Genomic DNA, 22,165 nt, shown 5'->3' with positions numbered 1-22,165 from the left:
TTAGAAACCTAACGTCAAGGTAAAACTGTAATTCTTGGCATAGGGATAACTGGTTCCCCGTTCCTGCCGTATCGTGGACCACCGGCAAATATCGTTCGCGTTAAAACGCAGCCCCAAGGAGGTCAAGCGGAATTTACGAATCAGCTCCTGATTGAAATCGTAACCACAGGAAAGGCCGCTAAATGCCACGTAATCATTGTCCTGAACGAAACGGGAAGTCGGCTGTGTCTGTTTTCTCGCTTTCAAATCAAAGAAAGGAGCGATATCGCCCGGCCGTTTCCAACGCTCCGTCAATACCCGGCGATCCACGTTTCCCCCGTCGATATCCGCCTCTTCCACTTTTTTGATCAACGTCTCGTTGTAATCCTGCGCTCCCCACTGGTAAAGGAAAGTGGTATTCACGTAGAAACCTTTCCAACCGATGTTGATCCCGAAAGATCCTTGCGCATCGGGGCTTTTATCTCCCACGACCACCTCATCCGCCGCGTTCCAGACATAGGTACTTCTCCCGTTTCTTTTCCGGAACAACTCCTGCCCGTTCGACGGATCGATACCGTAAGATGGAACCGCGTAAATGGCCGTGGTGGAAGCTCCCACGTAATACTGGGTTAAAGGAATATAAAGCAACTCTTTATATTCACCATCTCCTCCCTCCTCATTTTTACTATTATGAAAATCCTGAATATTTTTGTTGTATCGCTCGGCTTCCTGTCCCAATTTCGTGATTCTATTCGTGTTGGAAGCTAAAGTTCCGGTCAGGGCCACCGTCCAATCCCGAGTCTGTAAAACAGTCGCTGTTACCTTGATCTCGAATCCCTTGTTCCTGACAGAACCGGCATTCGTGTAAAAACCGGAGAAGCCGGAAGAGGTACGTATCGAGAGTTGCTCCAATTGATTTTTAGTATCTTTCCGGTAATAGCTGAATTCAAGACAATACCGCTCGTTAAACAACCCTAAGTTCATTCCGAAATCCACGGTATAGGTCTTCTCCCAGGTTAACTTCGGGTTGCCCAAGGCGATCAGGGTATTGGAAGGGGTGGCGTAATACCACTTGTCCGAGGTCTTATAGGTCGAGATGGCCGCGTAAGGGGGAAAATTCACGTTACCGGTCACCCCGTAAGTTCCCCGCACCCGTAAGGTACTGATCAGCCAATGATCTTTCAACCACTCGGTATTATGCACGTTCATACCCGCCCCGACGGACCAAAAGGGAGCAAAACGCTTGTCCTTACCGAACTTGGACGACCCGTCCAAACGGAAAGAACCGTCGAACAGGTAGATATTATTGTAGGAGTAGTTGACGGAAGCTAAAATCCCCAACAAACGACTCTTGTCGGAAGAGACACTTGCCTTACCGTCCTGCATGGCCGCATAGGTCGGAGAATGCAAATTACTCAACTGAAATCCCTTGTACCGCATAGAGGTGCTCTTCCCGTGAGTCTCCCGCACGTTTAAACCCGCCGTCGCGTTGATAAAGTGTTTCCCGACTGAACGGTTATAATAAAACATGGCATTTACATTCCAGTTAAAACTTTTATCGTCGGAAACAGACAAAACACCCCGTTCCCGGGTCGGAGCCGTGCTGAAAAAAGGGTCCTTCGGGTCGCAGAAAGATTCCGTTTCCGAATCGGTTTTTGTCAACGAAAGTTGACCTTTAAACGTGAAACCCTGTAAAATCGTAAGATTAATACTGAAATTGTTGGTCAAATCGTTCAAACGCGACCTCCCCGTGTAGCTTCCCAATCGCTTGGCCTTGTAAAGCGGGTTAACCTCATCGTTCTTCAGCCTGATCAACAACTCCCCGTCGTTTGAATAAGGAGCGTAATAGGGTTGTAATTTGGCATAAGTATCGAACGACCCGTAAGGAGAGTCCTGTGACCGGGTCACGTTAAACGAAACGGAATTCATGATCTGCAACCACCCTTTATTCCGGTAATCCAACGTCAAACCGGCCCCCGCATTGTCCCGGTAAGAACCGGCCATCGCCCCGTTATGCGTCCCGTAATTCAGGTCCAAGCCGTAACGGATACTTTCCACTCCCCCGGAAACATTCAAACTATGCGAGTGATTGAACACGTTTTGCAGGGGTTGGGCCAACCAATCGGTTTTTACCCCGCGACGTACCTCGTTTACCAAATCGTTGTAAGCAAGGTCTTTTAATAATTGCATCCCGGCGTCGCCATCCTCCTGAATGTATTTTCCGGATAATTTTTCCACCACCAGCTTCTCCTCGGCATTACACAAGTTGTAATCCGAAAGATCCGGGAACTCCGCTCCCCCGGTAAAATTGTAAGATACCCGCAACTCTCCGGGTACAGGAGGTACGGTGGTAACCACGACGACCCCGTTGGCCGCCCGGGAACCGTACATGGCCGTGGCTGCCGCATCTTTCAAAATGGTCATGCTCTCGATCCGGTTCATGTCCATATCGTATATTTTCTGAACGGCAACCTCGAACCCGTCTAAGATAAAGATAGGCAGATTCGGGTTATCCTTCAACGCGGTACGTTGTGTTCGACGATTTTTTTCCACATCCAGTCCCCGCTCGATACCGAGACTTCCTTCACCCCGGATCGTAAACTCGGGTAGGGCATTCGGGTCCGATCCGAACAGTTTATTCTCCTTGATCCGGAAAGAGGGATCGAACGCTTGAAGCGCTGCAATAACGTTCTTATTATTGGCCTTCAGCAATTGATCTCTTGTCACGGTCGTCGCATTCCCGGTAAAACTCTCTTTTTTCAATTTCAAATAACCGGTTACCACCACATCCTCCAACTTCTGCAAATCCTCTTTCATGACCACGTTGATCGTATCCTGTCCCGTGTATTTGATCTCTTGGGTCTTCATACTTAAAAAGGAAAATACCAACGTGATATTCTTCACGTCCGGTAACGACAAGGAGTATTTTCCGTCCACGCCCGTGGCCGTTCCCAAAGTCGTTCCCTTTATCAATACCGTGACCCCCGGCAAGGGTACTTTTTTCTCGTCAGTCACCTTTCCAGCAACTTTGATTTTCTTGGTTTTCCTGTCTTCTATCACGGGTTTCAACACGATCACGGCATCCTGAATCACGTAAGTCAACCCCGTGCCCTTTAGGCAAACGCTTAAAATCTCCTCGATATCGGAAGCTCGCACCTCGACATTCACTTTACCGACCTTATCGAGATCCTCTTCGTTATACATGAAAATGAACTTTGTCTGGTGCTCTATTGCCCACATGACATCTTTCAAAAAAACATTTTTCATGGACAATTTCACCTCTTGCTCGAATTTGAGGCTCTCCGCTCCACGAACATTCAATACACCCGACAAAACGAATAGTAATGCCCAACCGAAGACGACTCCCTCTTTTTTCAACCTTCCGGGATACCTCCGGCACAATGTCAGAATTTTCTTCATAAATTGTTTGTTTTAGTTATGCAACTTATTTAAAAGAAACATCAAATAATGGCTATAAACCATCGTTTATTGACACGAAAAAAACAATAAATATGGAATTCGTGTAAATATTTATTAACTATTTAATAATTAGAGTAAATGGCGTTTTTAAGGGAAGTATCGGAGAGTTCTATATCAAAAAAAGCATAACATCAATAAACGATCCTTTTAAGAATGACTCATCGCTCACTACTTATATAACACAAAAAAACGTTTTTATGGGGAATGAAAAACTCGTTTTTTTATAAAAATATTTTATATCACTAACAATCAATCGACTATACCCGTAAGAAACAAAGAATCGAGATGCTCAAATAGAAAAGCCCTTGTCATACCCTTTTGTTTTATCTCTTCTCCATAAATAAAAGTTATACCGAATAACAATTTATATCTTATGTTTCGTAAAAAAATTTAGTTTCTTCGCACCGGCTTTTAAAAGAGATTAAACCAACAATATTAATAAGTACAATACAATGAAATTAAGTGAAAAAAGAGGCAATATGCTCCACGGCGTTTTATTGATCGCCTTATTCTCCTGTGCAGCATTTTACATTAGTGAATTTCCCTTCGTAAAAAAACTGTCTTTTAGCCCCCTTATCGTGGGTATTATTTTAGGTATGCTATATGCCAATAGCTTACGAAACAGATTACCGGCAACGTGGGTCCCGGGAATCTTATTTTGTTCTAAAAAGATCTTGCGCTTAGGTATTATTCTATACGGATTCAGGCTGACATTTCAAAACGTTGTAGCCGTAGGATTACCGGCCATTTTGATCGATGCGGTCGTCGTAACGACTACGATATACGGAGGCGTACTTATCGGCAAACTACTCAAAATGGACAAAGGCATAGCTTTGCTGACCTCTATCGGAAGCGGAATATGCGGAGCGGCAGCCATTTTGGGAGCGGAATCGACCATAAAAGCCAAACCTTACAAAACGGCCGTGGCCATATCTACTGTCGTTATCTTCGGAACCATCTCCATGTTCATCTACCCCATGCTCTACAAAAGCGGTATTGTGAATTTAAATCCCGAACAAATGGGAATTTATACCGGTTCAACGCTACATGAGGTAGCTCATGTCGTGGGAGCAGGAAATGCCATGGGAGAAGAGATCGCGGCAGTTTCCATTATCGTCAAAATGATCCGGGTCATCATGCTTGTTCCCGTTTTACTGATCGTAAGTTATTTGGTAGCCCGTGCCAGAAAAAATAAAAACAAACAACAAACCGGAGGACAGAAGATAACAGTGCCCTGGTTCGCTTTCGGTTTTCTGATCGTGATCGGATTCAATTCTTTTAATCTCTTGCCTCAACCGGTCATCGGTTTTATCAATGACTTCGATACCTTTTTATTAACCATGGCCATGACGGCTCTCGGGGCAGAAACGAGTATTGAAAAATTTAAAAAAGCAGGAGCAAAACCGTTTATTCTGGCATTAGTCCTCTATGTCTGGCTTTTAGGCGGCGGTTATTTATTAGTAAAATATTTAAGCCCATATCTTATTTAATCGACGATTCAGTGATTAGGCGATTGACTGTTAATCACTAAATCCCCTAATCACTAAATTCTTTTATCTGTTTAACCATTGCTTAAACTCCTGTATTCGATCCGTACTGACAATCGATTCTATACCGTCGGGAGGGAGCGGCGATAAAATAACTTTGATCCGGCTATTGGAATAGCGAACCATCTCTTTAATTGCCGCAAAATTGATAATAAATTTCCGGTTTATTTTGAAGAAATGAAGAGGATTCAACTTAGTTTCTATACCGCTTATGGTCTGATCCAGAATATAGTTCTGTCCATCCCGGGTAAAAAGGATAAGATACTTCCCGTCTGCCATAAAATAAGCGACCTCCTGCACCGCAACAGATCTCATCCTGGCACCGACGGTTACCAGGAAACGCTCCTGAAAAATAGACAAGGAGGCTGTCGGGAAAGGAGCGGAATCGGAACGAAGTGTACCTAACTTCGACAAGGCCCGTTGCAGTTCTTCTTTATCGAACGGTTTTAAGATATAATCGATTCCTTGATATTTAAAAGCTTTCAAGGCATATTCATCGTAAGCCGTAATAAAAATGACCGGAACATGGATCTCGACCTGTTCGAAAATATCGAAACTTTGTCCATCACCTAAATGAATATCCATAAAAATCAAATCCGTCCGGTTCTTTTTCAACCATCTCACACTATCCGCTACCGAATCTAATTTCACCTCTATTTTAATGTCCGGAGCAACCTCTTTTAACAGCATTTCCAATTCAGTTGCAGCCAAATACTCATCTTCAATGATAACAGCATTCATATCTATCGATTTTAATTCAGAGCCCTTGCCCTCCCTTTTCACAAAAATAGATAAAATAATAACGATTGACAATTGCAAATTAAAAAAGCAGTGAACTTTCGTTCACTGCTTTTCCCTCTTGGTTTTTAATTACTACTTATCTTCCACCCAAATTAGGATTATTCTGGATAGCCTCCTCCGGGTACGGAATAATATATTTAGGATCATCCTGTTGCAACGTAGCCGTATGCATATCAAAATTAGCATCAAAATAAACTTTCACGATCTCGGGGCGAGTCGTACGCCGCAAATCGAACCAACGATGTCCCTCGAATATCAATTCCCGGGCACGCTCGTTCATGATCTCGTCGATCAATTGCTGTTGATTCATAGCTTCAATTTCAGTAGCCTTTTCATTGTAATAACTATTTTGCAATCGATTTTTCAGCAAGGTCAACAAATAATTTTTTGCTATCGACAATTTACCGTCCTGGCGAGCTGCAGCCTCCGCGGCGATCAAATAGATTTCCGAACTGCGAAAACTTACCTTTTCTCCCTGTGTCCCCCCTTTTCCGGCATAAGCGGCTGCATAACCGGGTCGTAGATAGAGTCCTATACGCGCATCTTTATATACCTCTCCCTCTTTATCCATATCGTATTTACTCAAAACGTTATCCAAAACATACATATCCTCCCGAATCACCGTACTGGAAACTTGTTCCATGGAAAGAATAGCCTCCTTGGACTCGCTTGTCCAAGGCTTTACCGTCCCCGTTACAATATCTTCCAAAGGACATTGAGGCAAAATATCTTCGGCAGCTTTTTGTGCCAACTCCCATTCGCCCCGATATAAACGTACCCTTGCTTCAAAAGCCTTTAAGGATTTCTTGGAAAAACGATAACGAGTAGCCGCAGGCTGTTCCACTACCTGCATATATTTCCCGGCCTCCTCGATATCGGATAATATCTGCTTGTATACATTCTCTACGCTTGAAGGCACGAATTCCTGTCCGATATCTATCGTCAAATAAAGCGGAATGCCTCTGTCCGAAGTTGCAGTCTCCGGGGTGTACCATTTCGCGTAAAGATTCAACAGGTCGAAATGCATGTAAGCTCTCAGGCAATAGGCTTCTGCCAATAATTGTTCCCTCGTATCCGTTTTCACATCCTCTTTGGCATCCATCACGCCTTCGATAACACTATTAGCATAAAATATCGTCTTATAGGCATCCGTCCAAGGATAAGTCGGGGTAATCGGATCCGGATTCTCGTCATTCCAAGTCGCCAGGTCAATATGGTCTTCGTAAGATAACCCGTACGCATCCGGAAAAACTTCATCCGAACGAACCGTCAACAAACGTTTATATTGGGGATAAGTACCGTAAGCCGTGGTCAATAATGCACGAAACTCGGAAATCTCATCAGGAATCACTTTCCCTACCGGTTCCACATCCAAATAATTACATGATGTAAACAGAACCAGCGAAACTACGATATATTGTATGTACTTCATCATATATTCTTCCTAATTAAAATGTTAAATCAAGACCACAAGAGAAGGTTTTTGCCAACGGCTGAGCATACATACTTCCATAGGTCTCCGGATCGAAATACCCTTTATAACTTCCGCCGAAAACAAATGGATTACGAGCCTCGAAGCTTACCCGTGCGGAAGCAAAACCGATCCTTTTCATGGCATTCTCGGGTATTGTATATCCCAGGCGGATACTGTTGATTCTCATATAGCTCATCTGCTTAAACCAAATATCATAATTTTTAAAAGAAGAGCCCTGGTCCATTCCTCCGATCCATTGGTAAGCCCAATTATCCGCTCCTTCCGTGTTTGTTCCTAAAATCCGGGGGTATTTCCCGTTCGGATTACTCGGAGACCACACATCCAGTATTTTCTTGGAATAGTTTTGTCCCGGAGAGGTCGAAGTCGGATTGTAGAACGGGGTTTCCTGAACGGTCTGGTCTAAAATAAAGGAAGCGGATACCGTCAAATCAAAATTTTTATAATAGAACCGGTTGATCCATCCCCCGGTAAATTTCGGTTCCGTTGTTCCTTCATAGGTAAACAGATCCCGGTATTGTTCCGCCGTCAAGTTACTCTTCAGGAAAGGAATCAAACCTCCCATCATATATCCGTACTCCAATCCATAAAAATCGTAGAATGAAACTTTTTCTCCTTGCTTATTCAAAAATACGGGTAAACCGTTCTCGTCCAATCCGGCTGTTTTCAAGGAGAATACAGCTCCCACGGAATAACCCTCTCTTGAAGGTTCGTACGAATTTTCCCTCACGTTGACTTTATTGATTTTACTTTTGTTATGAGCGATATTGAAATCCATAGCCCATCTGAAATCTTTGGTCCTCACGTTAACCGTAGACAATGAAAACTCAAATCCCTTGTTGGTCAGCTTCGCCCAGTTCATCGTCGAGTAGTTGAAACCGTTTTCTCCGGGTAAAGCCCGTATACCGATCAAATCATCACTCACCCGATGGTATACATCCACGCTAAGAGCGATCCGATTATTCAAGACGGCCACATCCAATCCCCCGTTCCAGTTCTTTGTTTTTTCCCAACGCAAATATTGATTAGGCGGAGAACTCACGGTAATGTTGGATTCGTTATTCCCCGGAAGAATCGTTATGTTGCCCCATTCTCCTACGATCTCAGGCGAAGTATTTTTATCTACATTCCCCTGAATTCCGTAAGAGGCTCTTAATTTCAAATCGGATATCCACTCCACGTTCCTTAAGAAACTTTCCTGATTGATGTTCCAGGCGGCAGAAACAGACCACAACGGTAAATATTTATATTTCCGGTCGACACCGAACATATTGGATCCGTCGTAACGCAAGCTTCCGAAGAATGTATAACGATAATCATACGTGTAAGATGCCGTCATATAATAAGAGAGGAATCGATCTTCATTGAACGTCTTCTTATATTGACGGAAAGAGGCATCGTTTATCATCGGACTTCCCTCCGGGAATACCAGCGGTTTGGTCGTCAAAGAGTTCGGATCGTAACCGAAGCCTTTCGTTTGAATATCGGTTGTTTTACTTCCCCGCATTTCCAGTCCCATCATCACATCGACAGCATGTTTATCGGCAAAAACCTTATCGAACTCTCCCTGAATTTTCCACTGATACTGGTTCATATCCGTCGTCGCATTCTGGATAATACCTCCATCCGGCAAGAAAGAGACTCCCTCGTTATTTCTGGCCTTCTCCCTGTATTTTCTAACATAATAGGTATTTTGATCGGCAATCTTTTCCGAAGCGGTATGTTCCAACTGCATAGAGAATTGAGTTTGCAGTTTTAACCAGGAAGCCACCTTGTAATCGATAGAGATCATCGGCTTAATGGAACGGTTTTTCAAGGTATAATCGGTATTGTTCATCTCCTCGACAAAATTAAAATCCAAGTGCCGACCGCTATATCCTTCGATATCCTTATCATACACGTAGTCTCCATTTTCATCTCTTACCCTCAGGTACGGATTGGCCGTACGAGAGTAATAAGCAGGATTAATAAAAGCGTCTGCGTCGGTCAAATAACTTTTCCTTTTACTGTCTGTAATGAACAAAGAGACTCCCACGCTGAAATTTTTAAACAGATCGAAATCGGTCTTCATCGTTAAATTATAACGTTCGAAATCGGTAGCGCGAGTTGTTCCTTCCTCGTTATAATATCCTCCTGAAAAATAGTATCTGGCTAAATCAGAACCTCCGGATACGCTTAAATTGTATTGTTGGTTCACGGCATTCCGGTATATCACATCTCCCCAGTCCGTATTGATATTACGTAACGCGTTTATTTCCGATTGAGCATCAGAGGATATACCGTTGAAACCATTCTGACGAAGAGCATCCAATTGACCGTATCGGGACAAGATACGGGAAACTTCCCCGTATTCGCTCCTATAATCCAAATCACTCCGGGAAGCGATATCCAGTTCAAAATCCACTTTCTCGGAAGCATTCATCAACCTCAACTTATCCAAATCCGGTTTCAAGGTATAAAAAACACCTCCTGAAAAGTTTACCCTCGGTTTACCTTTAGCACCTTTTTTAGTGGTAATAACGATCACTCCATTAGCGGCACGAGCACCATAAATAGCCGTAGCCGCGGCATCTTTCAATACCGTGATATCCTGGATATCAGCCGGGTTCACTCCCGCGATGGAAGTATTATACAGTTCATCAATATTATCTTTATCGCTAAAATTGGCCGGAATATCGTTCCCCTCCAGAATCATTCCGTCCATCACCCATAATGGATCGGTACTTCCGGTCAAGGAAACCGTACTGCGGATACGCATTTTATTAGGAGCACCTGGAGCACCATTCGTAGGAATAGAAGTCATTCCGGCAACTTGTCCCTCCAACAGCTGGTCGACACTGGCAACCCCGACTCTCTTGATATCGGCCATATCCACTTTTACCATCGAAGAAGTAACCTTTCTCTTATCCAACTGTTGATAACCGGTCGAATAAACGACCACTTCATCCAATTGCTTCTGATCCAACTTCAGAAGGATCTTAAAATCCTCTCCTTTGCTGACATCCACCTTTTGGGTAAGGTATCCTATATAACTAACCATCACGTATTTCACCGCTTTCGGTAACTTCATCTCAAAACGACCTTCCAAATCCGTAGCCGTCCCCTGCGGGGTGAAATTTTTCGCCTCGACCGCTTCAGGGTCAATAAATACTGTCGCTCCAATCAAAGGTTCTTTGGTAATCGAATCCAACACCTCGCCTTTAATTATTCTGATATCCTTGTCCTTTTGGGCAAATATCATAAGCGGACAGAACAGAGCAATTAACAATAAAATTTTTCTCATTTTCGTTTGTTTTAAATTGTAGTTTTCTGAACGCAAGTACACATCTTGGTTATTCTTTTCAATTATCGCATATTCAACGCCTCTTTTACGCGTATAATCAAGTCCTCATAATGGTGTCGTGTCGCCACATCACCCGTAGCACGACGGTTCTCCGCCAACTTCAATACCTTCAGCAACTCTCCCCGTTTCACAGATACGGCCTCGGAAACTCTTCCCATGGAATAGAAGTGCAACATCCGAATCTGTACATCTTCCTGCAGATCTAACGTGAAAGCGGGCCTCCGGGATGCGAAACAGCACCCTGTTTCATCCCCGCGAAGAGCCTTTTTCGTAGTTTTCTCTACTGCTTTGTTGGAACTCACGATAATAGCATCGATATAATTTTTTTGAGCCATACGTTCATAAACAGACAAACTACGTCCGGCTAAAGTTCCTTTGAAAACAGCTTTGTGCAAATCGGCAAACAACTCTTCCGGCGTATAACATTTCTCTCTACCTAAAGTCGCTTCCGCATCATACATTCTCATCAAACGATCGTCTTTCAACAAATTATAAAAAGTAGCGTACTGCAACTCCCTGACAACCGTGTACGGAGAGTATTCGACTCCCGATTGTATCGGGTAGCTTTTTTTCCATACTTCCGCTCCGAACAACCATTCGGGAACCGTAAAGACCTCTTCGATAAGATATTTTACGCTCTCTTTCTGGATGCCTTTGGGCACGGGAATATAACGGTCTTCCGAACTTCCTTTTACGGGATTGTTAATGTAAATCCCCCCTACGTTTGCCGTTACATGATCCCCGTACATTTTCCACTGGTTAATCACGGCCATCAACAATTTACCCGCCTCGAAATAACCTTGTCCCTCTTCCTCCGTCCACTCCTGAATATGGGGAACGATCCGTTTCAGATTCTTTATTCCGTAACGGTTGGCTTTCACGATATCGTCGCCCAAATCTTCATCCTGAGAACGGGGATCGATCGGATCCCGGGGATCCTGTTGTTCTCCGTACCAATACATCGGGTCGCCCTCATGCTCCCGTATCCAATCGTTCAAAACAGGTAATTCCTCTTGAGGAGTCGCAACATCCAACCAACGATAAGCCCAGCGAATGGCAAACTTATCGTACATACCGATCTTCGGGGTAATCTCCGTTACGCCATCCTCCGGTTGCGCCACGTAATTAAAACGAGCGTAATCCATAATGGAACTTGCCGTCCCTCCCATTTTAGACGTAAATTCGGGCGATCTTAACGAATCTACCGGGAAAGAAGAGGAGGCTCCCATATTATGTTTCAATCCGAAGGTATGTCCTACCTCATGGGAAGAAACAAAGCGAATAGCGCTTGCCATGTGTTCATCGCTCAATTTATTTCCGCGGACGCTCGGATCGATTGCTGCCGTCTGAACTCTCATCCAGGTATGTAACAGACTCATTACATTATGCCACCATACCACATCCGCTTCAATAATCTCTCCGGAACGAGGATCGACAACCGAAGGTCCCATCGCGTTTGCCTGTTCCGAAGCGGCATAAGTGATTACAGAATAACGTACATCCTCGATATCAAAATCCGTCGCATCGGCAGGCACTTCTTTGGCAACAACGGCGTTTTTAAATCCGGCCGCTTCAAAAGCCGCCTGCCAGTCATAAACACCGGCTATTATCTCCTCACGCCATTGCTTCGGCGTGGCCGGATCGATGTAAAATACAATTTGTTTCACCGGCTCAACCAACTCTCCCCGTTTGTATTTTTCCACGTCTTCCGGTTTCGGTTCCAATCTCCAACGATGTACAAGCTCCCGTCGTTCCACCGCTTGCTGTTTGTCATTAAAATAAATACGTTCCGTACTGAAAAAACCTACTCTCGGATCCGCAAAACGGGGCTTCATCGGCTCTTTATCCAAAAGCACAAGATTTGTTGTCGTTTCAACGGTTAATGGGACCGAAACGGCCCCATCTGTCACCTGCGTCGTCATTAACGCCTTTACCACCACATTTTTCGGAAAAACTTTCACGCTCAATATCTTCGATAGATCTCTTTTTACAGACGTTCCCAAAGAGATACTATGATACAAATCATTTATACTTTTCTCGCTACCGTCAAAAATCTTGTTCACTTTAAATACGACCGTCGTCGAATCTTTTCCATAAGCTTCGATCGGAAAATATTCGATCACAGACTCCCGGTAATTATCTTTGACCGACTGACTGATTGCATCCCCCTCCGGAACGCTTACCCTCGGGTCGTAGGTCGTTACCCAAACCTTATTTAAAGCCTCGTCCTTATAAAAACGAACAATCTTGTCATCGTACTCCATTCCCTTGTTCAATCCGGCGTCATTCAAAGCTCCAGGAACTCCGGATACTTTGTTTACAATCAGAATATCCCGTCCCAATAAAGAATCGGCTATCTCAAAATAATAGTCATTACCGACTGTATGAATTTTTATCATACCTTCCGCCGTCTTGGCTTTATTCAATAATTCATCGTATTTGTTTTTGGTAACCGCAGTATCCGTTTTAACTTCCTTTTTCTTATGCCTGTTTCTAACCGCTCCTTCGGCAGGAAGAAAGAAAAACGACGTCAATACCGTCATACATACAATAAAGGTTTTCGTTGTAATCATAGTTTTTGTCTTTATAATAGTTATCATGAGCCTATTCATCTTTTACAATAATACCCTATTATTGAAAAAAACGAAATAAAAAAGGAGTGAATGCCTAAAATGAAGGAGTGAATAACAGAAAAAATACCACGAAACGAAAATTCATTGTTTCTCCTTATGAATCAACGCTTAACAACGGCAATTTGCATATAAAATAAGCACCTGTACTACTGAATTCAAAGCCGGAACGCCCGTAAAATTCATACATTTTTCGAATACGTTCCAAGCCTACACCTATCGATTCAACCGTAGATTCGGTACGAGGCTGGTAATTATTTTCAACGACGACACAATCGTCGAACACGTATATTTTTATCCAGAGAGGCTTTTGTACGGTTACCTGGTTATGCTTTATCGCATTCTCGACCAACGTTTGCAGACTCATGGTCGGGATCTTCAGGTCGAATACATCGGAATCGACATCGAATATCAACTCCAAAGACTCGCCAAACCGTATTTTCTGTAAAAAGTAGTATTGACGGGTAAATTCCAATTCGTCTCTGACGGTGGCCAAACTGACATTTCTTTTTTCCAAAAGATAACGGTATACTTTTGATAACTTCAAAACAAATTCTTTGGCCAATACCGTATCGGTTCCAATCAAAGCACTCAACGAATTTAAAGAATTAAAAAGAAAATGAGGATTGATCTGATTTTTCAACTGTTGCAAGTTCAACTCGACAGACTCCCGCTCCACCTTACGCCTCAACCGATACTCCTTTCGCCATTTATGTTGCGCGAGGAAGAGTAACACCGTAAATATCAAAATAGTAATCAACGCGATAATAATAGCATAACGATGGAATTCTTCGGTTTGTTCGCTATAAACAAATTGAGGAACATTCACTCCTATGATCCAGCGTTCATTTCCTACTTCCAACGGAAAATAGACCCTTACCACAGGAACCTTCAAATAAGCAGAGTTCGCCAAAATACGCAGCTCCTTCTTTTCTTTCAATACCTGCTTTATCGAATCCAACTCTTCTTTCTCCATCAGCTTTTGCCCCAATAAACGCTCATCCGGATGAGAGAGAATAGTACCCTTTTCATTGACGATAAAAACATAACTCCGGAATATAGCCGTTATCTCCGAAAAATAGGTATGCAAATCCGGTAAAGAGATATCAAAACCTAAAAGCACATCTCCCCATTTTTTATTCCTAATAACATCTACCGTGGTCCAATAAATTTTCCCGGCATCATTATAGGTCCCGCTATAACGATCATTCTGGAGCGTATCTATCATCTCTCTAAACTCCGACTGCTTCCTTTCCGACAATTTATATTTATAAAAAGAGGTCGTATCTTTATCCAATACATTCAATATATTCTCTCCATCCACAAAATACCATATCCGGCTCAGTTTCGTGTCCAATTGAGGTATAATCATCAAAGAAGAAAACAACTCCTCCTCCTCCTGCCACTTTTTGGAAGTAAAAAATTCCCGGACTACCCGTTGCAATTGCTCCGTCTTCTTAAATTCATAAGCGATCGTTTGCGAACGATAACGACATTGATCCATAACAAAATCATTATTCAACCGATTCCACACGGAACCTATCTTGTCTCCGATCAAATAAATGGCCACAAGGAAAAGGGCTAATAAAACAAAGCCCATCAAAATAATATTGTTGGTCCTAAACTTCATTTGAAATCAAAGATAAAAGAAAAAAACGACAAATGGCAAATGTTGATTAATGATTAAAAGATTAAGGGATTCTGGGATCGAGGGATATAATGATCGGGGGATTAAAAAGATGGACAAATCATGCCGCGACGCTTTATTGCACAGACGATGTTTTTCAAAATTCGGGCGGCCATTGTCTGGCCGCCCGACTGATCATAGCCATAATGCTATGTTTATGAAATAGTAAATTTTTATGACCGTTACAGTAAAGATATACTCTTGGCATTCAGGAATAGTCCTACTGAACCCTACTTGACAGGCAATACTTTTTTGTTCCTATATTCAAACTCCAATGTCCCGATGTATCATTAACAATCAAATAAATATAAGATTCAATTTTAAGGAACGACATGTCGATTTAAATCATAACGCTAAATCCGCTTTATGCAGCGTGAGTTTGAAGAACTCATCCTCTTCGGCCGCATAATCATTGAAATACACCGAGCGGGCATCATTCGATATCGAAAAGTACCCCTTAGGACCTAAATCGGGCAAATCGAAACGCTTGATCGGATTCAGGTTCCAGTCGAACACGAAAATGGCCTCTTTATACACTTCATACTCTTTATCTTCTGCATTAAAATACCCCCCCACCTTACATACGATGTACGAGTCGTTCGCCTCCATGGCTAAAATACGCTGCCGCATGTCGTTGGTTGATAAGAAACAGAACTCTTCATTAGAGTATTGAACCGGCGTGTATCTCTTCTCGTTCACCACCTTACCCGTGGTCACGTCGAACGTGTATAAGATGAACTGGTCGCTCGAGGCGATCACGGCCAAGTCGTTACCTCGTGTCTCGATAAAGCCTTGCGCGTAAGTCCACTTGATAAGGTCGTTCGCCGGGATCTCGGTGCGCTTCCTTTTCTTGACATCGAAACTGGCGTAGTCGATCGTCTGGTACCCCTTCATTGCTTGATGGTCCCAAACCACCACCGAGTTTTTATTGATCTCGTTCACGTTGTTCTTTTCAAATTCAAAAGGCGGGCGAATGGTAGCTATCACCGTGCCGTTCGGCAATTTCGTCATTCGGGATACCCAAACCGAATCCGGGAAAGTCGTTACGCTGAACTTCCTCTCCTCCATGGGAACATCCCGAATAATCTCTTGCTTGTTAAAGGTCTTGATCGTGTTCCGGCCTTCATAAAAGTAGACGGAATCCCCTACGATCTTGAACCCCGTTAATCCTTCCATCTGGTAGGGCGCTCTCCCCGGTGACGCACTCGAAGCCAACGATTCCCCCGTGTTCAGGTTATAACAAATGCAAGCATCGTAATCATCATCTTCAAGGGGCTCAACGAACCACAGCACCGACTCTTCTATCACGTTAATACTACTTGAAGTTATCACGTCATCCATGAAGTTGTCGTGCTTGACTGTCAAATTTTTATAGCGTTGAAAATCCAGCTTCCCGACAACGACAAAATCCGTGTCTATGCTCGATAGCGGAAACTTTTCAGCGTTGTCGCAACTGAACATGAAGAGGCCGATTAGAGGAACTAAAAACGATTGTATGTTTTTTTTTCTCATGATTACTTGATATTAAATTCAATGAACCTTGAATCTTGATGAATCTACTGGATTTTTATGAAACTGGTACTCACGGTTGACCTTTTGCTCATACCGGCCGCATTGGAAGCGGTTCCGCGATATTCAGCCAAAGCTCCTTTCCTTATCGCCGTCACCTCGTATTCGGACGTCGAAGTCATCCCCCGGAACTTCCACGCCAGATCCCAAGGGCCCCGGGATTCGACGTACCGATGGGAGACGGGTTCCTCCCCGTCTCCCTCGAGAGGTTTGAACGTAATTTTAATACTCGTTTCTGTCCGTTCATATATCGGTACGCCGGATCCCCGGGGTGCTTTAAGCACTCCACTTACCCCGGCTATTGTCATAGTCGTGAAAACCGCACCTAAGCAAGTAAGTAACCATGATTTCATGTTGTTTTTCTTCATAACGTTATTTTTTATATATTCATTTTCTTTATAATCACTCTTTCATCACCCATTTGACAGCATCAGCCACCACCAGCTGAACATAAGTTCCTCCGTACTTGTCCGTGATGGGAGGAGCTCCCCGGTCATCCAATACCACGCGGGAGCCCCCGGCCGGCAAGCTGAATACACCGAGCGATACCCAGGCGGGATCACCCTTTTCAACCTCCAGGACAACCTCCTTTTCTCCCTCGGGAGTATGCACCGTGTAGTAATTTCTCATCCCCGGGTAATCGGCAAGAAATTTACCATTCTCGTCGACATAGCTTAGCAGATGAGGTCTATGAATAAAGATCTCGTACCTGCCCGCTTCCGGGAGGTTAGCTACCCATTCGGCCTTGAACTTCCCGGTACCCGCTTTTTTGGTATAGAGACTACGTGTACATTTCCCGTAACAATTATTTACCAACATGGGAATAATAGGAGAACCCCACGTGTTTATTTTAGTATTCCAAGACACTCTCAAATTATATTCTCCCTCGCCTCTCTTTGGGTTCATAAGATCCGCCAATTGCGTCCGCCTCTCCGGGGAGTCGATCAAATGGAAATTTTCATCTTCATTATCCACGATAATCTCTCCCGGGGGATAGAATTCGTCCCGCTTCAGCGGGGTAACCCCCTCTTCGGGTATCGTGCCGGATTTAATCGTTTGCTCGTTTTGAAATGAAAAAGTTCCCGGCAGGTTCCCCGAGAAATTTGTCGTGAGCATTAATCCATACCTTCGATCTTCATGAACGACGATTCGCTTGTATTCCCCGGGGTTGACCGGGTAACTCCGCCAACGATATACCCGGTTTCTTCCGAGGTCATCAGTCGCGTACGAGATGACGGAAACGATACCACCCGTCTCGCTGATATTACCCACCTTGAAATCCATAATTTTTAATCGATCCGTGACTTTATTGTATTGATCCTTGACGTGCAACCGGGGTATTTCACGGCTCATGTACCACTTGTCCAGGTAATTCCGGATATTTTTCCCGAAACGTTGTTCGAACTCGTCGATAAACGAATCGAAATTCACTTCCTGGAAGCAGGTACGCGTATTAAACTCTTCCATGAACCGACTCAAGGAGTCCCAAGAGGTTATCGTCGTCAAGTAACTCAACAAGTGGGAAACCTTTAAAGAAATAGCGACCTCTTGTTCCAGACTGTACTCTCCCGTGATACATCCTTCCAGGCCGTTTTTCTCGATCCGCTCGAACATGTATGGTTTTACAGTAAGCCTCTGCGATAGCGGGTTCATCATTTGCCGGTACAGGAGATCCATCCCCCGGAACTTGTCGGATGTCACGCTACGGGTGTGTCCCGAGAAAACCTTGTCGATACCCGTGTGTTTCAAGGCGTAGGGCAACTTGTCTGACAGCAACTCTTCCCAACCGCTCCCGGGTTTTTCTACCTCTTGAGGCCATCGCTCATTAAAGAAAACGATCTCCGGCTGGGCGTTATCACGATACAGAGAATGCCCGTTGTAATGCAGGAAAGAGGCCGGTGCCTCGATTAATTTCAAATACTTGTAGGGATAGGGGTAATCCTGGCCTTTTTCGATGATATCTTTACAGGAACGGAATATGCTCTCTATCGTTTGCTCTCGTCCCGGCGCCCCTTTTCGCAGGGGTTTATACGCGTCAACGGTTTTCATGTAGAAGTCGTTTCCCGGGTAGGTGTAAAGCTCCACCGTCAGGGAATCCACGGTGACCGCTCTTTTCTCGAATTTACCGATGCACAAGCTTATCCCGGTCAGGTTTTGCAGGTTCTCGAACGTGACGTACTCCCCCTCCCTGGAGGTTTTTCCCTGGGATAAAACGACCTTCTCTCCCGGTTCCTTCACCCGTAGCGTATAGCGCGTGAAATTCATCTCCCTGGAGGCCATCAACCCCACGGGGGGCACGGCCATGGGGTACCACATCACTTCCGGTACCAGCAGCGTGAAATCTCCCGACACAAAAGCCAACCGGTTCCCCAAATTCTCGATGTGCATGGTGTAACTAATGGGAGAGAAGAACTCCTCGTCGGAGAGATTCACCTGGTAAACCTCCTCGTCGATGCCTCCCGCGTATTCCATCGTCACCTCGACACGCTCGCCGGGCTCCAGGGGGCGTTCGATGACCACGACTTGATGTTCCCGGTGCCAGGGGATGTTCTGCCCGTTGGATTCCACCTTGTTGATCCGAAGACCCGGGTTCAGGAAGAGTAAAAATCGCTCCATTTTCACTTTCCGTTGATTTTGTATCTCCATCCGGCTTGTTGCCGAGAGGCGGTCTCCCCCGGGTTGATACGTGATGTCATGGGTGAGTACGCGGGCGGTGGGGTACTTGTTATACCCGGTGAAAGTTTCTCGGTACGCATTCCTGTTCTCCTTTCGGTTTTGGAACTTGTTCAAGTAGATGCTCCCCAGTCCCACGGAAAGCACGAGAAAGAGGGCCGCGGCCGCGGCGAAATAAATTTTTCGCCCGGGTTTCCCGGGTAATCTTTTAGCAAGAGGGGCGGCAAAGCATAGTAAACAAATCCCCAGTAGCAAGAAGGCTCCCCGGTGTAGCAGCGTCTCGTCGAGGTCTATGAACCCCACGAGGGTGGAAAAAGAGTCCGTGAGCGAACTTCCCCGGAAATCCAGCATCCCGTGCAGGGGTTTTGTCAGGTAAGCGCACGAGAAGTAGAACGCCCCAACCAGGATCATCCAGCTGACAAGGGGGTGTTTGGTCAAGCGGTTCACGAGCGACGCTAACCCGGTGATAAAAACGAGCGTGGGTATCACGCGCACCAGCAGGTAAAACAGGTACACCCCGGGATTCACGGGTGAATCGGGAACGATGACATGGATAACCCCGCAGAAAATCATGAAGATAACATCGACCGCGAGAAACGGGATCAGTATACCTAATACCTCCCCGAGGAATACTTCCTCGTTATCAACGGGTCTGGTGAAAAGGACCTCTCGTGTTTCGGCTTTTTTCCGCTTGCGCTGGATGTCACAAACAAGAAAAGTGATCACGATGGATTGAAAGAGATTTAAGAAATAAAACCCGTACGCGGAGAGGGACGAGGCGAGGACCACCTGCCACCACTGGAGGCTTCGGGCATTCCAGGGGATCAAGAACCCGACCATGAATCCTAACACCCCGAGCATGAACAGGTAGAACAACCAGTTTCTTCTCACCAGTTTGCTCTCGTGAGTGACAATTGTTTTTAACGCGGTTTTCAAAAGTTTATGATTTTTGACTATATGTCGTTATATTTTCAAATCGGCCTTATACAACAGCGTGTTTTGGCGGTTTTCCTTATCGACTTGTTTGAAGTAAACCGCGCTTCCATCCATGGGAATCGTGTAGTACCCCTTGGTTAGCTTTGGCAATTCAAACTTCTTGATCGGTTTCAAATTCCAGTCAAACACGAAGATGGCACTTCTGTCTGTCTTCGATTGCTTATCCGCCTCGCTAAAATAACCGCTCACCAGGCAGAAAATATGGTTACCGGTCACTTCCAGGCACACGACACGCAATTCCATGTCGTTACATACTTCATCTCCAGCATTCAAAGGTAAAATATCCGTGTACCTTTTCACGTTTTCGACCTTCCCGCTGTTGAAATCGAACGTGTACAACATGAATTGACCATTCACGGCGAAAACAGCCATATCGTTGCCTCTCGTTCTAAAAAGACCTCTCGCGTTAGCCTGTTTCATCGAGATGTACGGATTCGGCTTCGAATACATCTCGTATTCCGGGAAACCGTCACCCGGGAGTGTTTCGTGATAGGTTACCCCCTTCTGACCGAGAACCATCAGGGTTTTCTTCTCCATACCCGTACGGGCATCTTTTTCCAGTTTTTGCTTGTCAAAGATAGGGGAAGGCATTATCGCCACGATAGCCCCGTTCGGGAGAATCGTCGCCTGCTCTACCCAAACGCTGTCCGGAAACGCGGGAATGATCACTTTCCTGTCTTTCACGGGGACATTGTTGATCACATCTTTTTTGGCAAAAACCTTTATCGCGTTTTCTCGAGTATAAACGGCTTTGCGAGAAACCGTCTTTAACATTGTTTCAGCAGGCACAAACACGATAAAATCTTTTGTCACGTGAATTGTATTGTAGTGTATATAATCGGATAATTCGTATGGAGCTTTCCCGTGTTTTGCAAGCACGGATAACTTCTTGCCCGTGTTGAAATCATAACAAGTTCCCAAATCATACCTGGGATCATGGTCGATGACATACAGCAGGGAGCCGTCGATGATCCAGGTATGCCACGCTTTTAAACCGTCGTACGTTTTGAAAGGCTTCAGTTCCACTTTTTCAACCACCGTGAAATCCGTGTTCATATCCAAACGCGTAGGGGGGGAAGAACAAACGGCGAGGTGACTATCAAGAATAAAAATGCCCAGCAAAAGCCATAAAAATCTATACATCTTCTTCATGATTATAAATTTAATTTCGGATAATCTTGAATGGAATTATCCGAGATATAAATAAAAAAAATTTAGTTTACTTTTGGAAATCGTATCACTATTTTATCTGATGGAGGGCTCACTCCAGCTGCGTTTTCAGCTCGAACTCGAATTTTCATAAGAGATCCCGACTCTTCACACTTAATTGCAGATTTAGTCGTTTTAACTGAAGCATAAGGCCTCCAGGATAAATCCAAACGAGCATCCTTAACTTCAATAAGATAAAGTGATACAGGTAATCCGCCATCATCTGCAGGAGGTGAAAAACTTAGTTTACAGCTGGTTGGCGTTATATCATCAATCCGAAGCGCTCGAGGAGGCGAAGGAGGAGAAAGTACATACACCGCGGCAGTAGCAACGGTCGTAAGGGTTAGACCGATACATACAGTCAAGATTAATTTTAACTTTTTTGATTTCATAATCGTGAAATTATATAGGTTCATAATAAACATATCACTTGTAAAGTTAAAAAAAATATGTTATTTGCAAATAAATTTCATCGAATTTTATTCCAAATAATAACAATTATAGATTGAAGAAATCTGATATTAGAAATATTGATGATAGTAGACTACATGATAAGAGATTGAGAGATTAAATGGATTAGGAGATTAAATGATTGACAATTTTAAATTGTAGATTGTAGATTGAATTCCGTTTTCAATTTAAAATCTACAATTTAAAATCTACAATCTACAATAAAAAAAAGCCACGATCTCTCGTGGCTTCTCCCTAAATTCGGCATCGACCTACTCTCCCACCTCGCGGCAGTACCATCGGCGCTAA

General features: G+C 44.2%; 12 protein-coding genes. 1 reads left to right on the top strand and 11 read right to left on the bottom strand.

The window, feature by feature from the left end; genetic code table 11:
* Window positions 1-3,399: a SusC/RagA family TonB-linked outer membrane protein gene (locus NVS78_RS12625; protein WP_286359500.1), complete on the bottom strand. Its 3,399-nt coding sequence runs from the start codon at window positions 3,397-3,399 to the stop codon at window positions 1-3.
* A 512-nt stretch (window positions 3,400-3,911) separates the two neighbouring features.
* Here NVS78_RS12625 and NVS78_RS12620 point away from each other — a divergent pair.
* Entirely contained in the window at window positions 3,912-4,949 is a 1,038-nt protein-coding gene (locus tag NVS78_RS12620) for a YeiH family protein (protein ID WP_491896685.1), read from the top strand.
* Between the two features lie 63 nt (window positions 4,950-5,012).
* Here the strand turns inward: NVS78_RS12620 and NVS78_RS12615 are convergent, their stop codons facing one another.
* The 10 genes from NVS78_RS12615 to NVS78_RS12570 form a co-directional block, all read right to left on the bottom strand.
* Window positions 5,013-5,747, bottom strand: a complete 735-nt coding sequence (locus tag NVS78_RS12615) for a LytR/AlgR family response regulator transcription factor (protein ID WP_286359499.1) — start codon at window positions 5,745-5,747, stop codon at window positions 5,013-5,015.
* A 136-nt stretch (window positions 5,748-5,883) separates the two neighbouring features.
* A complete protein-coding gene (locus NVS78_RS12610) occupies window positions 5,884-7,242 on the bottom strand; it encodes a RagB/SusD family nutrient uptake outer membrane protein (RefSeq protein ID WP_286359498.1) in 1,359 nt (452 codons plus the stop codon).
* Window positions 7,243-7,255: 13 nt separating this feature from the next.
* The gene (locus tag NVS78_RS12605) at window positions 7,256-10,582 is read right to left on the bottom strand and encodes a SusC/RagA family TonB-linked outer membrane protein (protein WP_286359497.1); all 3,327 of its coding nucleotides are present in this window, start codon (window positions 10,580-10,582) and stop codon (window positions 7,256-7,258) included.
* 62 nt (window positions 10,583-10,644) lie between these two features.
* Entirely contained in the window at window positions 10,645-13,215 is a 2,571-nt protein-coding gene (locus NVS78_RS12600) for a zinc-dependent metalloprotease (RefSeq protein ID WP_286359496.1), read from the bottom strand.
* A 154-nt stretch (window positions 13,216-13,369) separates the two neighbouring features.
* Window positions 13,370-14,902, bottom strand: a complete 1,533-nt coding sequence (locus tag NVS78_RS12595) for a histidine kinase (RefSeq protein WP_286359495.1) — start codon at window positions 14,900-14,902, stop codon at window positions 13,370-13,372.
* Window positions 14,903-15,304: 402 nt separating this feature from the next.
* On the bottom strand, window positions 15,305-16,471 hold the full coding sequence (locus NVS78_RS12590; RefSeq protein ID WP_286359494.1) for a hypothetical protein: 1,167 nt from the start codon (window positions 16,469-16,471) through the stop codon (window positions 15,305-15,307).
* A 44-nt stretch (window positions 16,472-16,515) separates the two neighbouring features.
* Window positions 16,516-16,896: a hypothetical protein gene (locus tag NVS78_RS12585; RefSeq protein ID WP_286359493.1), complete on the bottom strand. Its 381-nt coding sequence runs from the start codon at window positions 16,894-16,896 to the stop codon at window positions 16,516-16,518.
* Window positions 16,897-16,930: 34 nt separating this feature from the next.
* Window positions 16,931-20,137 (bottom strand): golvesin C-terminal-like domain-containing protein, encoded by a 3,207-nt coding sequence (locus tag NVS78_RS12580; protein WP_286359492.1) that lies wholly within the window; start codon window positions 20,135-20,137, stop codon window positions 16,931-16,933.
* Between the two features lie 27 nt (window positions 20,138-20,164).
* Window positions 20,165-21,349 carry a TolB-like 6-bladed beta-propeller domain-containing protein gene (locus NVS78_RS12575; protein ID WP_286359491.1) on the bottom strand — a complete coding sequence of 395 codons (1,185 nt, stop codon included), beginning with the start codon at window positions 21,347-21,349 and terminating at the stop codon, window positions 20,165-20,167.
* A 62-nt stretch (window positions 21,350-21,411) separates the two neighbouring features.
* Window positions 21,412-21,798 (bottom strand): fibronectin type III domain-containing protein, encoded by a 387-nt coding sequence (locus NVS78_RS12570; RefSeq protein WP_286359490.1) that lies wholly within the window; start codon window positions 21,796-21,798, stop codon window positions 21,412-21,414.
* Window positions 21,799-22,165: the final 367 nt, after the last annotated feature.

Source organism: Gabonibacter chumensis (genome assembly GCF_024741215.1).
GTDB classification, from domain to species: domain Bacteria; phylum Bacteroidota; class Bacteroidia; order Bacteroidales; family Marinifilaceae; genus Gabonibacter; species Gabonibacter massiliensis.
The sequence above is the reverse complement of the archived record's forward strand: the minus strand, read 5'-3'. Positions and strand labels throughout refer to the sequence as shown.